Annotated in this window: 13 protein-coding genes; all 13 read left to right on the top strand. The window is 40.6% G+C overall.

Annotated elements, in window-relative coordinates:
* The first annotated feature begins 100 nt into the window (after nucleotides 1–100).
* The 13 genes from DFR59_RS06870 (at nucleotide 101) to DFR59_RS06810 (ending at nucleotide 13,192) form a co-directional block, all read left to right on the top strand.
* The gene (locus tag DFR59_RS06870; RefSeq protein WP_114744901.1) at nucleotides 101–499 is read left to right on the top strand and encodes a cytidine deaminase; all 399 of its coding nucleotides are present in this window, start codon (nucleotides 101–103) and stop codon (nucleotides 497–499) included.
* Entirely contained in the window at nucleotides 492–1,400 is a 909-nt protein-coding gene (era, locus tag DFR59_RS06865) for a GTPase Era (RefSeq protein ID WP_114744900.1), read from the top strand. Before DFR59_RS06870 ends, era begins: the two co-directional genes overlap by 8 nt.
* 147 nt (nucleotides 1,401–1,547) lie before the next feature.
* Nucleotides 1,548–1,691, top strand: coding sequence for a YqzL family protein (locus tag DFR59_RS06860; protein ID WP_114744899.1), 144 nt, complete (start codon nucleotides 1,548–1,550; stop codon nucleotides 1,689–1,691).
* Nucleotides 1,692–1,727: 36 nt separating this feature from the next.
* Nucleotides 1,728–2,480: a DNA repair protein RecO gene (recO, locus tag DFR59_RS06855; RefSeq protein ID WP_114744898.1), complete on the top strand. Its 753-nt coding sequence runs from the start codon at nucleotides 1,728–1,730 to the stop codon at nucleotides 2,478–2,480.
* 340 nt (nucleotides 2,481–2,820) lie between these two features.
* Nucleotides 2,821–3,711: a glycine--tRNA ligase subunit alpha gene (gene glyQ, locus DFR59_RS06850; protein ID WP_114745254.1), complete on the top strand. Its 891-nt coding sequence runs from the start codon at nucleotides 2,821–2,823 to the stop codon at nucleotides 3,709–3,711.
* Nucleotides 3,704–5,773 (top strand): glycine--tRNA ligase subunit beta, encoded by a 2,070-nt coding sequence (gene glyS / locus DFR59_RS06845; RefSeq protein ID WP_114744897.1) that lies wholly within the window; start codon nucleotides 3,704–3,706, stop codon nucleotides 5,771–5,773. The genes glyQ and glyS overlap by 8 nt, the downstream gene beginning before the upstream one ends.
* Nucleotides 5,774–5,996: 223 nt before the next feature.
* Entirely contained in the window at nucleotides 5,997–6,635 is a 639-nt protein-coding gene (gene ccpN, locus DFR59_RS06840) for a transcriptional regulator CcpN (RefSeq protein WP_114745253.1), read from the top strand.
* 39 nt (nucleotides 6,636–6,674) lie between these two features.
* Nucleotides 6,675–7,481, top strand: coding sequence for a pyruvate, water dikinase regulatory protein (locus tag DFR59_RS06835; RefSeq protein ID WP_114744896.1), 807 nt, complete (start codon nucleotides 6,675–6,677; stop codon nucleotides 7,479–7,481).
* 358 nt (nucleotides 7,482–7,839) lie between these two features.
* The gene (locus DFR59_RS06830) at nucleotides 7,840–8,295 is read left to right on the top strand and encodes a YaiI/YqxD family protein (RefSeq protein ID WP_114745252.1); all 456 of its coding nucleotides are present in this window, start codon (nucleotides 7,840–7,842) and stop codon (nucleotides 8,293–8,295) included.
* Between the two features lie 20 nt (nucleotides 8,296–8,315).
* A complete protein-coding gene (gene dnaG, locus DFR59_RS06825) occupies nucleotides 8,316–10,127 on the top strand; it encodes a DNA primase (RefSeq protein ID WP_114744895.1) in 1,812 nt (603 codons plus the stop codon).
* Nucleotides 10,128–10,167: 40 nt separating this feature from the next.
* Nucleotides 10,168–11,298 (top strand): RNA polymerase sigma factor RpoD, encoded by a 1,131-nt coding sequence (rpoD, locus tag DFR59_RS06820; protein ID WP_114744894.1) that lies wholly within the window; start codon nucleotides 10,168–10,170, stop codon nucleotides 11,296–11,298.
* Nucleotides 11,299–11,395: 97 nt separating this feature from the next.
* Nucleotides 11,396–11,947: a hypothetical protein gene (locus tag DFR59_RS06815; protein ID WP_114744893.1), complete on the top strand. Its 552-nt coding sequence runs from the start codon at nucleotides 11,396–11,398 to the stop codon at nucleotides 11,945–11,947.
* A gap of 105 nt (nucleotides 11,948–12,052) precedes the next feature.
* Complete coding sequence (locus DFR59_RS06810; protein WP_114744892.1) at nucleotides 12,053–13,192, top strand: acyl-CoA dehydrogenase; 1,140 nt, start codon at nucleotides 12,053–12,055, stop codon at nucleotides 13,190–13,192.
* Nucleotides 13,193–13,293: the final 101 nt, after the last annotated feature.

The raw sequence follows: 13,293 nt of genomic DNA, 5'->3' as shown, positions 1-13,293 counted from the left end.
TGAATTTTATAATTTTTATATTACATTTCTGTTATTCACAGCAAATGAGGCTTGGATTTGTAGTAAAATAGAAGTATAGACAACAAAGGAGAAATCGTAGATGAATTCACAGCAATTAATCATAGAAGCGAAAAACGCCAGAGAAAAAGCCTATGTCCCTTATTCCAAGTTCAAAGTTGGCGCTGCCCTATTGACGAAGGATGGAAAGGTGTACCACGGCTGCAATATAGAAAATGCCGCATACAGCATGTGCAACTGTGCGGAAAGGACGGCTCTCTTCAAAGCGTATTCTGAAGGAGATACTCAGTTTGAAGCAATTGCAGTAGTTGCAGATACTACAAGACCGGTTCCTCCGTGTGGCGCATGCCGTCAAGTGATCTCTGAACTTTGTTCAAAAGATATGAAAGTCATCCTGACCAATCTGAATGGCGATATCCATGAACTGACAGTAGATGAATTGCTCCCAGGTGCATTCTCTCCGGAGGATCTACATGAGTAATCGTGAACACAAATCAGGATTTATTTCCATTATCGGAAGGCCGAACGTAGGGAAATCCACTTTTCTTAATCGGGTCATCGGCCAAAAAATCGCCATCATGAGTGATAAGCCGCAGACTACAAGAAACAAAGTCCAAGGGGTTTATACACAGGAAGATGCACAGATGATTTTCATTGATACACCTGGAATTCACAAACCAAAGCACAAACTAGGGGATTTCATGATGAAAGTCGCCCAAAATACGCTGAGGGAAGTGGACTTGATCCTCTTTATGGTAAATGCCGACGAAGGCTATGGCCGTGGGGATGAATTTATTATCGAAAAATTAAAGGAAGTCAAGACGCCGGTGTTTCTTGTTGTGAACAAGATCGATCAGCTTCAGCCTGATGAGCTATTGCCGATTATTGAACAATATAGAGAATTCTATCCCTTCAAAGAAATTGTTCCGATTTCTGCGCTTGAAGGCAATAATGTTGACCGTTTGCTGGAGCAGATTAAATTGCTGCTGCCGGAAGGCCCGCAATATTATCCGGCAGATCAAGTCACGGACCATCCAGAACGATTCATTGTGTCTGAACTAATTCGTGAAAAGGTCTTGCATTTGACAAGGGAAGAAATTCCGCATTCCATTGCAGTTGTAATCGATAAAATGTCCAAAGACGACAATAAAGATGTCATTCATGTCATGGCGACAATTGTGGTAGAAAGAGATTCCCAAAAAGGAATCGTTATAGGCAAGCAAGGTAAATTGCTGAAGGAAGTCGGCAAGAGAGCTCGCTTGGATATTGAAAATCTCCTTGGTTCAAAAGTCTTCCTTGAACTGTGGGTAAAGGTTCAAAAAGATTGGAGAAACAAATCAATCCATCTTAAGGATTTTGGATTCAGGGACGACGATTACTGATCATCGTAATTTCATAATCGGGAGGCTTGGTGTCAGGGATTTCGTCAATTAGCAAATTTTACGTCTCATGTTTTTGACCGCTGGGGTGATGCTAATCACATAGGTAATGGGATTCCACTAGTTTCAAAATTGAAAGGCGGGATTGTAATGTTAGAGCTTACCTGGAAATTCTTTGTACAGACAGGTAGTATTGACACATACCTACTTTTTAAGGAACTTGAAAAAGATAACCCTGTAATGCCAAGCTATCCAGATGATGAAATGACTGAAATCAACTTCCCAATCATTTAACAGCAATAAAAGCACCACTCTGGAAGGGTGATTTTCGTGCTTCAAAAATGCGAAGGCATCGTAATACGAGCTACTGATTATGGAGAATCGAATAAAATCGTCACAATCTTTACGAGAGAACTGGGCAAGGTCGGGATGATGGCTAGAGGTGCAAAGAAAACCAACAGCCGCTTATCCTCGGTCTCCCAGCTTTTTACATACGGATACTTTTTATTTCAAAAAAGTTCTGGGCTGGGGACTTTGCAGCAGGCAGAAATTATTCATTCTTTCCGGACAATCCGGGAAGATTTATTCCAAACAGCTTATTCAACCTATATTGCCGATTTATTGGATAAAAGTGTTGAAGATCGTAAACCGAATCCATTCCTATTTGAACTTTTTTATCAAACGCTTAATTACATCAATGAAGGCTATGATCCTGATATTATGATGAATATCTTTGAAATGAAGATTTTGCCTGTACTTGGACATTATCCTGTTTTGGATCGTTGTGCAGTTTGTGGGAGTACAGATGGGGAATTCGGATTTTCCATTCGGGAAAATGGGTTCATATGCCATAGATGCTTCAGTGTCGATCCCTACTATTTTCCCGTTTCCCAGGGTGTGTTGAAACTCCTTAGGCTTTTCTACTTCCTTGATATCCATCGATTGGGTAATATTTCTGTAAAAGAAGAAACCAAAAAGGAGCTTAGGAAGATCATTTCAGCCTATTATGAGGAATATACAGGCCTCCATCTGAAATCGAAGAGATTCCTCGAACAGATGGAAAACTTAAAGGGAATGCTATGATGAAATCAAGTACTTACTTGACTTTCATCCTAGTTTGAATTATTTTTATCTCTATACGAATAATAATTATAGTTGTGTTGAAGGAAAGGAGTACCTTGTCTCCTTCATGTCAGCGAATCCGGGATTGTGGAAGCCGGATGATGAAGCACAAGGGAAGGGCAGTCCGGAGCAGCTTTTATGAGGTGGCCGCACTTATTGCGGCAAATAGGGTGGAACCGCGGGTTAACTCTCGTCCCTATGCATTTTCTTTGCATAGGGCGGGAGTTTTTTTGTGTTCTCCTCCACATGCAGATTCATTTGTCCAAAGATACATAAATTTATGGAGGTGCTTTTTATGGCAATGAATATTCAAAATATGATTTTAACTTTGCAGAATCATTGGTCAGAGCAGGGCTGTGTCCTTATGCAGGCCTATGACGTAGAAAAAGGGGCAGGGACAATGAGTCCTTATACATTTTTAAGGGCAATTGGACCTGAGCCATGGAATGTTGCTTATGTAGAGCCATCCCGTCGTCCGGCAGACGGAAGATATGGAGAAAATCCAAATCGGTTGTATCAGCATCATCAGTTTCAAGTAATCATGAAACCATCCCCTGATAATATTCAGGAACTGTATCTTGAATCACTCAAAGCTCTTGGAATAGATCCGCTCCAGCATGACATCCGTTTTGTAGAAGACAACTGGGAAAATCCATCACTTGGCTGTGCTGGTCTTGGATGGGAAGTATGGCTTGATGGAATGGAAATCACCCAGTTCACATACTTCCAGCAAGTAGGCGGATTGGAGTGTAAACCGGTTTCAGTTGAAATCACTTACGGAATTGAACGTCTCGCTTCCTATATCCAGGATAAGGAAAATGTGTTTGATCTTGAATGGACGACTGGCTTCACAGTCAGGGATATTTTTTACCAGCCTGAGTATGAACACTCCAAATATACATTTGAAAAATCCAACCAGGAAATGCTCTTCCATTTATTCGGTGTCTATGAAGAAGAAGCAAAAAAGCAGATGGCTGAAGGCCTTGTCCATCCAGCTTACGATTATGTACTGAAATGTTCGCATGTTTTCAACCTTCTTGACGCAAAAGGTGCCATTTCCGTTACGGAAAGAACGGGGTATATAGGCCGTATGAGAAGCATGGCAAGGGAAATTGCCCGCACGTTCTATGAAGAAAGAGAGAAACTCGGCTTCCCGATTTTGAAAAAAGAGGAGGATAACATCCATGAGTAAAAAAGATTTGCTTTTAGAAATCGGATTGGAAGAGATGCCGGCCCGATTTGTAACAGATGCCATGAATAGCCTAAAAGAAAAATTGGCTGTATGGCTCAAAGGAAATTCTATCGAACATGGGGAGGTTGCTGCTTTTTCAACTCCTAGAAGGTTGTCTGTTTATATCAAAGATGTGATGGAAGCGCAGCCTGACGTCAACGAGGAAGCAAAAGGACCGGCCAGGAAAATCGCTTTGGATGAAAACGGAGAATGGTCTAAGGCGGCAATGGGATTTGCCAGAGGACAAGGGATGTCTGCCGATGACATCTACTTCAAGGAACTGAACGGCACAGAATATGTCTACGTCAAAAAATTTATTAAGGGACAAAAAACATTCGATCTTCTTCCGCAAATTGAGAAAGTGGTCACAAGTTTATCATTCCCTAAAAATATGAAATGGGCAGATGAGGACATGCGCTTCATTCGACCGATCAAATGGATTGCTGCATTATTCGGAGATGAAGTCATTCCTTTCAGCATTGCTTCTGTACCTGCGGGAAATGAGACAACAGGTCACCGTTTCCTCGGTGGAAAGGTGGAAATAACTGAGCCGGCTGATTATGAAAAACTGCTTCTTTCCCAATATGTCATTGCAAATCCGGTGGACAGGAAAAATGCCATCAGAGATCAACTGGAAAAGCTCGAGGAAGAACAAGGATGGAATATCCCGGTTGATGAAACCCTGCTTGAGGAAGTCAATAATCTTGTAGAGTATCCAACCGTTTTATTTGGTTCCTTTAATGAAGAATTCCTGGATATCCCTGATGAAGTTTTAATTACATCTATGAAAGAACACCAAAGATACTTCCCTGTAAAAGATAATCAAGGCAATCTCCTGCCATACTTTGTCACTGTCAGAAACGGTGACCACCGTCATCTGGAAACCGTAGCAAGAGGGAATGAAAAAGTATTGAGGGCAAGATTGGCTGACGCTGATTTCTTCTACAAAGAAGATCAAAAAATGTCCATTGACCACGCATTGCAAAAATTAAAATCGATTGTCTACCATGAGGAAATCGGAACCCTTGCAGAAAAGGTGGAAAGAGTAAGGAAGATCACAAAGCTTCTTTCCGGACTTGTGCCTCTATCTAAGGAGGAAACCGCTTTTGCAGATCGTGCTGCAGAAATCAGCAAATTCGATTTAGTTTCACATATGGTCTATGAGTTCCCTGAACTTCAAGGATTCATGGGTGAAAAATATGCCTTGCAAAAAGGCGAACCTCAAGAAGTGGCTAAAGCCATCAATGAACATTATCAGCCAAGGAACGCTTCAGACAACGCGCCAGAATCGAATGCCGGTGCAGCGGTCAGCATCGCGGATAAAATGGATACGATCGTTTCTTGTTTTGCAATAGGCCTTATCCCTACCGGATCTCAGGATCCATATGCGTTAAGACGCCAGGCATCGGGTATCGTTCAGATATTAGCTGAAAAGAAATGGAATGTATCCCTGAATGAATTGATCGGTGAAGTCATTAACTTGGTCAAGGCGGATGGAATAGGTTCTAAGGAAGAAGCAGAAATCCAAGAAGAGATTGTATCATTCTTTAGACTTAGAATTAAGCATGTATTGCAAGAAAAAGGAGTTCGCTACGACTTGATTGAAGCTGTTCTGAACAGCCGGATCACTTCTATTCCGTCTCTTTTGGAACGTGCAGAAATCCTGGAGCAAGAGAAAGAGTCAGAGAACTTCAAGGAGATTGTGGAATCCCTCAGCAGGGTCATGAATATTGCCAAGAAAGCTGGGGAGCAGGGTTCCATCAACCCTGAGTTATTTGAAAATGAACAGGAAAAAGCATTATATAGTGAATTTTTGAAGCTTGAAAAGGATTCTGAAAAGATGGATCCACGTACAAGCTACCGTAACCTTTCCTCTTTAAAGCCGTTTATTGAGCGGTATTTTGAAAATACGATGGTAATGGCTGAAAATGATGAGATCAAGCAAAATCGATTGTCTCAAATGAAAATACTGGCTGAACGAATCCAATCATTTGCTGGATTCAATGAGATTATCGTAAAATAAAATTAATATTTATCGAGCAGGCCATCCCCTTTCTTGAATGAATTAATGAAAGAGAGGGGGAAGGCCTTTTATTATTATTAATGCATTTTTATAAAATTCTGAGGATTATTCTTTTCATTTTTGAAAAATAGTATATAATATTTAATATTAAAGTATAACACTTTCATTTAGGGAAACCGGAAAAGGTTCATCTGCATTCCGGTCTTCTCCTTCTGTTCATTTGGTGGTGAGGAAAATAGAACTTAACAAAAGGCAAGAGCTGATATTGCAGATTGTAAAAGACAATGGCCCAATTACTGGGGAGCATATTGCAGACAGGCTGAACCTTACCCGCGCTACATTAAGGCCGGATTTAGCCATCCTGACAATGGCCGGTTATCTTGATGCACGTCCGCGCGTCGGTTATTTTTATTCAGGAAAAACAGGGACTCAGCTCTTAACGGAAAATCTGAAGAAGATATACGTTAAGGATTACCAGTCCATTCCAGTGGTAGTGAATGAAAATGTTTCAGTCTATGATGCGATAGTAACCATGTTCCTTGAAGATGTAGGAACATTATTCGTAGTGGATGCAGGATCACATCTGGTAGGAGTGCTTTCACGCAAAGATTTGTTGAGGGCAAGTATAGGGAAGCAAGAACTTACTTCCATTCCCGTGAATATCATTATGACAAGAATGCCTAATATCACAACGTGCGAAAAAGACGATCTGCTCATTGATGTAGCAAAGAAATTAATTGATAAACAAATAGATGCTTTGCCTGTCGTCAAAGAAACAGAAAAAGGATTCGAAGTGTTCGGCAGGATAACGAAAACGAATATTACAAAGGCTTTTGTTGCCCTTGCAGCGGAAGATCTTTAATACTTGACTTGTGTCGTAAGAATAGGAAGGTGAATGGATATGTCTCAACCAATCATCTATGTCGTGTCTGACTCTGTAGGGGAAACGGCGGAACTGGTAACAAAGGCAGCCATCAGTCAATTTAATGGTTCGAGCGCGGTAATTAAAAGAATTCCGTATATTGAGGACTTATCACATGTCGATGAGGTGATTTCGCTTGCGAAATTGAATCATGGCATGATAGCATTCACTCTGGTAAAGCCCGAGATTCGAAATTATATGAACAAGCGTTCAGAAGAAGAAGGGTTGTTTGCCATCGATATCATTGGGCCGCTGATGGATAAATTCGGGGAGCTATGCGGAAAGAAGCCCTTGAATGAACCCGGATTGGTCAGGAAGCTCGATGATGATTATTTTAAAAAAGTAGAAGCTATTGAATTTGCAGTTAAATATGATGACGGAAGAGATCCAAGAGGGATATTAAGGGCTGATATCATATTAGTGGGCGTCTCCAGGACATCCAAAACTCCGCTTTCACAGTATTTGGCTCACAAGCGACTTAAAGTGGCAAATGTACCGCTTGTCCCGGAAGTGGATCCGCCGGAGGAACTGTTCCAAGTCCCTCCTGAAAAGTGCATCGGATTAAAAATCAGTCCGGAAAAACTGAATGAAATCAGAAAAGAACGGCTCATTTCCCTCGGTTTAAATGATAAAGCAAGCTATGCCAACTTGGAACGGATCAGACAAGAACTCGTTTATTTTGATAAAGTTGCAGGAAAAATTGGCTGCACAGTCATTGATGTCACAAATAAAGCTGTAGAAGAAACGGCGAATATCATCATTAACCACATTCAAAATATCAAATAGCGCATAATCAACCAGATTGTGTGCTTTTTTTATTCTGGGAATCTTAAACCGGAGTCTTGAACGGAAATAAACAGCGGTGCTTAACAGTTCGAAAGAAAGATTTAAAAATCCAGGAAAAAAGAATGGTCAAACTTGTCCTTTTATACTATAATAAAAAATTGTGATAAAAATATTGAAAATAGGTTTAGAGTATAGATTTAGGGAATAAACTATTTAAGGTGATATGTCAAGTTCGCATGATTAAAAAAAATCGACAAATAATGGAGTTTTCGAAATTTTGGAAACTTCTCTTGAGAAGAAGGATTCTCCGGAGGGATGTAGAATAGTTAGGTTACAAGCAGAAAAAGCAGCTATATTTGTGGATGCTGATGCATGTCCGGTGAAGTCAGAAATTGTCGAAATCGCAAACGAATATCATTTTAAGACTTATTTCGTTGCTTCGATCGCACACAAGATGAATGAACCGGTCTGGGGAGAATGGTTTTATGTAGATTCTGATAAAGAATCTGCCGACTTATTCATACTCAATCATGCGAAGCTTAATAATGTAGTCGTCACCCAGGACATCGGATTGGCAAGCATGCTCCTGCCAAAAGGGGTTTATGTTGTATCTCCAAGAGGAATAGAATTCAAGGAAGAATCTATTGAAACAGCCTTGAATTACCGTTTCGCAGCTGCTAAAGCACGAAGGCAGGGGAAATACGGAAAAGGCCCCAAACCTTTTCGCGATGACGATAGGGCCAGATTTAAAGACAGTCTTACCAAGATTTTGTCGAATCTGGCAGGAGATTCAGATTTATTATCGAAAGAATAAAAACAGATGGTGATGTTTTCGTGGCAGGAAGAATTCCTGAAGAAACAATAAATCAAATAAAGCAATCTGTTGATATTGTTGATGTCATTAGTGAATATGTCCAATTGAAGAAACAGGGAAGGAACTATTTCGGCTTATGCCCCTTTCATGGAGAGAATTCTCCTTCCTTCTCAGTGTCTCCCGAAAAGCAAATTTTTCATTGCTTTGGCTGCGGAACTGGAGGAAATGCTTTTTCATTTCTAATGGATATAGAAGGTGTTTCCTTCCAGGAAGCCATTGCCATGGCGGCTGAAAAAGGCAATATTCCTTTTGAAATCAATCTTGAGGCACACAAAGAACAGCGCAAGCTGCCCCCTGATCAGCAGCAGATGATAGAAGCTCATGAGCTTTTAAGGAAATTTTACCATCATTTGCTCCTGAACACAAAAGAGGGTCAGGAAGCTTTGGAATACTTGCTTAATAGAGGTTTTACAAAAGAAAGTATTGAAAAGTATCAAATTGGCTGGTCCTTGCCTAACTGGGATTTTTCAGTCAAGTTTCTTCAAAAAAGAGGATACTCTTTGTCATTAATGGAGAAAGCCGGGCTGATCATAAAAAGGGATTCCAGCGAGGAGTATTTTGACCGATTCAGAAACAGGATCATGTTTCCTTTGTGGGATCATAAAGGGAATACGATTGCATTCTCCGGTCGAGCGTTTGGTCAGGATGAACCGAAATATCTGAATAGCCCTGAAACAGTTCTATTCAATAAAAGCAAAACGCTTTATAATTTTCATCATGCCCGCGCTCCCATCAGAAAATTGCAAAAAGCGGTGCTGTTTGAAGGATTTGCAGATGTCATTGCATCGGACCGTGCAGGAGTCGCAAATGGAATCGCGACGATGGGCACATCCCTCACGGATGAGCATATTCGGATATTAAAGAGAATCACTGATACTGTTACCGTGTGCTACGATTCCGATTCTGCAGGAATAGAGGCTGCATTCAGGGCATCTAACCTTCTTGCGAATAATGGTTTCAACATAGAAGTCGCCCAAATGCCTGATAAAATGGATCCCGATGACCACATCAAAAAGTATGGCGGAGAAAAGTTCCGCAATGATGTATTAGGGAATTGCATGACTTTTATGTCGTTCAAAATGTTTTATTACAGGCTCGGGAAAAATCTTTCCAATGAAGGAGAACGGCTTCAATACATCGAAATGTTACTAAATGAAATTTCTGCTTTAGATAAAGCAGTGGAGAGGGATCATTATCTGCGTCAGCTGGCCGACGAGTTTTCTTTATCACTTGAAGCTCTGAAACAGCAGCAGCAGCAGATATTCTTCTCAAGAAAGAAAAATGAAAAAAACAATGGACCGCAGGCAATGGTGAAAAGACCTGCAGTCATTCCAACCAGCAATAAATTAATGCCTGCCCATCTGGCGGCTGAGAAAAGGCTTATCGCTCACATGTTGAAAAATGCTGATACTGCCTTTAAGGTAAAGGATATGCTGGGAAATACCCCCCTGAATATTGATGAACATCAAGCAATCATTACTTATTTATTAGGATATTATGAGCAGGGCAACCAGCCTGATTCCAGCCTTTTCATCTCCTACTTGCCCGATGAGAAGCTCAGGAGGACCATCACCGAAATTGAAATGATGTCCATCAATCCTGAAATAAGCATTCAGGAGCTTGAAGATTATATTAACCAAGTGTTTAAACATCAAAAGATGTTAAAGATAAAAGAAAAGATTAATGAAGAAAAAGAAGCGGAACGTCAAAAAGACTATAAGCGGGCAGCGGCTATCGCAATGGAGATAATCCAGCTCAGAAAGTCTTTATAAATCGCTTCTCTGTTTGGAAAAGTTGGAAGGAGGGGAACATATGGCTGAAAAATCAGCTCGTTCCAAAGAAGTAGATACTGAACTAACTTTAGACCAAGTGAAAGAAAAACTTGTCGAGTTTGGGAAAAAACGTGGATTTTTAACATATGATGAAATAGCAGAAAAAATGGCTAATTTTGAAGTGGATTCAGATCAAATGGATGAATTCTACGAAAACCTAGGAGATCAAGGTGTAGAACTCCAAGGTGAAAACGGCGATGACGATGAGGATATTCCAGTCGGCAAAAATTCTGATGATGAAGAAGAGTTTGACCTGAATGATTTGAGTGTACCTCCAGGTGTCAAAATCAATGACCCTGTGAGAATGTACTTGAAAGAAATCGGCCGCGTTGACCTTTTATCTGCTGAAGAAGAGATTTCACTGGCGAAACGAATCGAAGATGGCGATGAAGAGGCTAAGAGAAGATTGGCAGAAGCCAACTTGCGTCTAGTAGTCAGCATAGCGAAACGTTATGTAGGACGTGGAATGCTCTTCCTTGATTTGATTCAGGAAGGAAATATGGGTCTTATCAAAGCGGTAGAAAAGTTTGATTACCGCAAAGGGTATAAATTCAGTACCTATGCGACATGGTGGATCCGTCAGGCTATTACAAGAGCCATCGCTGACCAGGCAAGGACAATTCGTATTCCTGTTCATATGGTTGAAACCATCAATAAGTTGATCCGCGTTCAGCGCCAACTTCTACAGGATTTAGGCAGGGAGCCATCTCCAGAAGAAATTGGAGAAGAAATGGATCTTACTCCTGAAAAAGTTAGAGAAATATTGAAAATAGCACAAGAACCGGTTTCCTTAGAAACACCAATCGGTGAAGAAGACGATTCCCATTTGGGCGACTTTATTGAAGACCAGGATGCAACATCGCCTTCTGAACATGCAGCATATGAATTGCTGAAGGAACAGCTTGAAGATGTGCTGGATACTTTGACTGACCGTGAAGAGAATGTCTTGAGACTCCGTTTCGGCCTTGATGATGGACGTACAAGAACACTCGAAGAAGTCGGTAAAGTATTTGGGGTTACGCGCGAACGTATCCGACAAATCGAAGCTAAAGCTCTTCGTAAACTGCGTCATCCAAGCAGAAGCAAACGTTTAAAAGACTTTTTAGAATAGAATTTTCATTTCAGCCCCTATTTTATAGGGGTTTTTTCTTTTAAAAAAAGGATTTCTACTAAGCAATGGCGAAATGTCTACTCAGGATGTGGTGCGAATGGACTCAAAACGAAAAGAAATCATCATGAATGAAATTGATTTTTGGAAAAAGAATAACATGCTTCCCTCACACTATTGTGATTTTTTGCTTGCTCTCTATTCTGAAGGAAATCAATCTGCTCCTATGAACGAGGAAGGATCACATCGTGGATTTAAGAAAAAGACAGCATGGAAGCAGGCAGTTTTTTACTTGTTCCTACTAATCATTTTAGCAGCTTCTGTATTTGTCATTTATTTTACTGAATTGTCAATCCTTTTGCAAACAGCGATTTTGACATTTTTTGTCGTTTTGCTTTTTGTCAGTGGAATTTATTATATTAATAAAGGTAAATCGAGATTACTGATATTTGCTGCAGCAGCCGTCGAAATCTTGCTGGCTACTGTGGATATTGTTTCGGAAATTTTTCACAATGACCCATATTGGCTTTATACTACGCTGTTTTTAAACTGTGCAGGGTGGCTGATTGCTGGGAAGGGTCTGCGAAATATTTCTTTTCTTGTATCAGGTGTCTTAGGTGTAGTTATTTTATTAATTTCTATTTTTGTATAGTTTCAGTATTTTTAAAAGTTTTTAAAAGTTGAGAATATTCTTGTTAACCCTTTATAATGTAAATGTAAGCGTATCCATGGTGTTTGCATACAGAGGGGGATGAACATGAATTTTGATTTGACAACTGAACAAAAAATGATTCAAAAAACTATAAGGGATTTCGCCGATGAGGTTGTAGCTCCATCAGCATTGGAGCGGGATCGTACAAAGCAGTTCCCAAAAGAAATTTTTCAACAATTAGGGGATATGGGGATGCTTGGTCTGCCATTTCCTGAAGAATATGGCGGAGCAGGTGCCGATACTGTCAGCTTTGCAATTGTCACTGAGGAATTGAGCCGTGCATGCGGTTCAACAGGAATCACCTATTCAGCTCATATATCACTCGGCGGTGCACCTATAAATCTTTTTGGCACCCATGAGCAAAAAGAAGAGTACCTCACTCCGATCTGCACGGGGGAATCGCTCGGTGCTTTTGGTCTAACAGAACCTAACGCCGGTTCAGATGCAGGGGGCACCATGACCACTGCCGTCGAGGATGGCGAAGATTATGTCATAAACGGGAACAAATGCTTCATCACCAATGCCAGCTATGCGAAGCATCTTGCGTTGACAGCCATTACAGGCAAGAACGAAGGAAAAAAAGAAATAACTGCATTGATTGTGCCAACTGATGCAGAAGGCTTCTCGGTCATTGACAATTATGAAAAATTAGGACTTCATTCATCCAATACGACTGAATTGGTTCTTGATAATGTCCGGGTCCCGAAGGAAAATATTCTTGGGAAAAAGGGATATGGCTTTCAGCAATTCCTGATTACACTTGATGGCGGAAGAATAGGCATCGGTGCAATGGGAGTGGGTATTGCACAGGCAGCTTATGAGAAAGCCCTTCAATATGCAAAGGAAAGAAAGCAATTTGGGCGTTCATTGACCGATTTTCAAGCAATTCAATTTAAACTGGCAGATATGGCAATGAAAATTGAATTGGCTCGGAATATGGTATATAAAGCCGCATGGCTGAAAGATCAAGGAAGGCCATTTTCAAAAGAGGCATCCATGTGCAAGCTTTACGCATCGGAAGTCTGTATGGAAATTGCAAGCCAGGCTGTCCAAATTCACGGCGGCTATGGTTATATGAAAGAATATCACGTTGAGCGTTATTTAAGGGATGCGAAGCTTCTTGAAATAGGAGAAGGCACCTCAGAAGTTCAAAGGATGGTCATTGCGAGATCCATTGGCTGCTGATTGGAAAAGAGAAACTTCATCAGAGATGATGGAGTTTTTTGTCTAAAATAAGAAAATTGATAAAACTTGCATGATAGGGCTTTCCCTTCCAAATATTTTAA

Source organism: Falsibacillus pallidus, assembly GCF_003350505.1.
GTDB classification, from domain to species: domain Bacteria; phylum Bacillota; class Bacilli; order Bacillales; family DSM-25281; genus Falsibacillus; species Falsibacillus pallidus.
The sequence above is the reverse complement of the archived record's forward strand: the minus strand, read 5'-3'. Positions and strand labels throughout refer to the sequence as shown.

Coding starts and splice junctions, on each gene's coding strand:
- DFR59_RS06870 (WP_114744901.1), top strand. CDS start 101: ATGAATTCACAGCAATTAATCATAGAAGCGAAAAACGCCAGAGAAAAA.
- era (WP_114744900.1), top strand. CDS start 492: ATGAGTAATCGTGAACACAAATCAGGATTTATTTCCATTATCGGAAGG.
- DFR59_RS06860 (WP_114744899.1), top strand. CDS start 1,548: ATGTTAGAGCTTACCTGGAAATTCTTTGTACAGACAGGTAGTATTGAC.
- glyQ (WP_114745254.1), top strand. CDS start 2,821: ATGAATATTCAAAATATGATTTTAACTTTGCAGAATCATTGGTCAGAG.
- glyS (WP_114744897.1), top strand. CDS start 3,704: ATGAGTAAAAAAGATTTGCTTTTAGAAATCGGATTGGAAGAGATGCCG.
- DFR59_RS06835 (WP_114744896.1), top strand. CDS start 6,675: ATGTCTCAACCAATCATCTATGTCGTGTCTGACTCTGTAGGGGAAACG.
- rpoD (WP_114744894.1), top strand. CDS start 10,168: ATGGCTGAAAAATCAGCTCGTTCCAAAGAAGTAGATACTGAACTAACT.
- DFR59_RS06815 (WP_114744893.1), top strand. CDS start 11,396: ATGGACTCAAAACGAAAAGAAATCATCATGAATGAAATTGATTTTTGG.
- DFR59_RS06810 (WP_114744892.1), top strand. CDS start 12,053: ATGAATTTTGATTTGACAACTGAACAAAAAATGATTCAAAAAACTATA.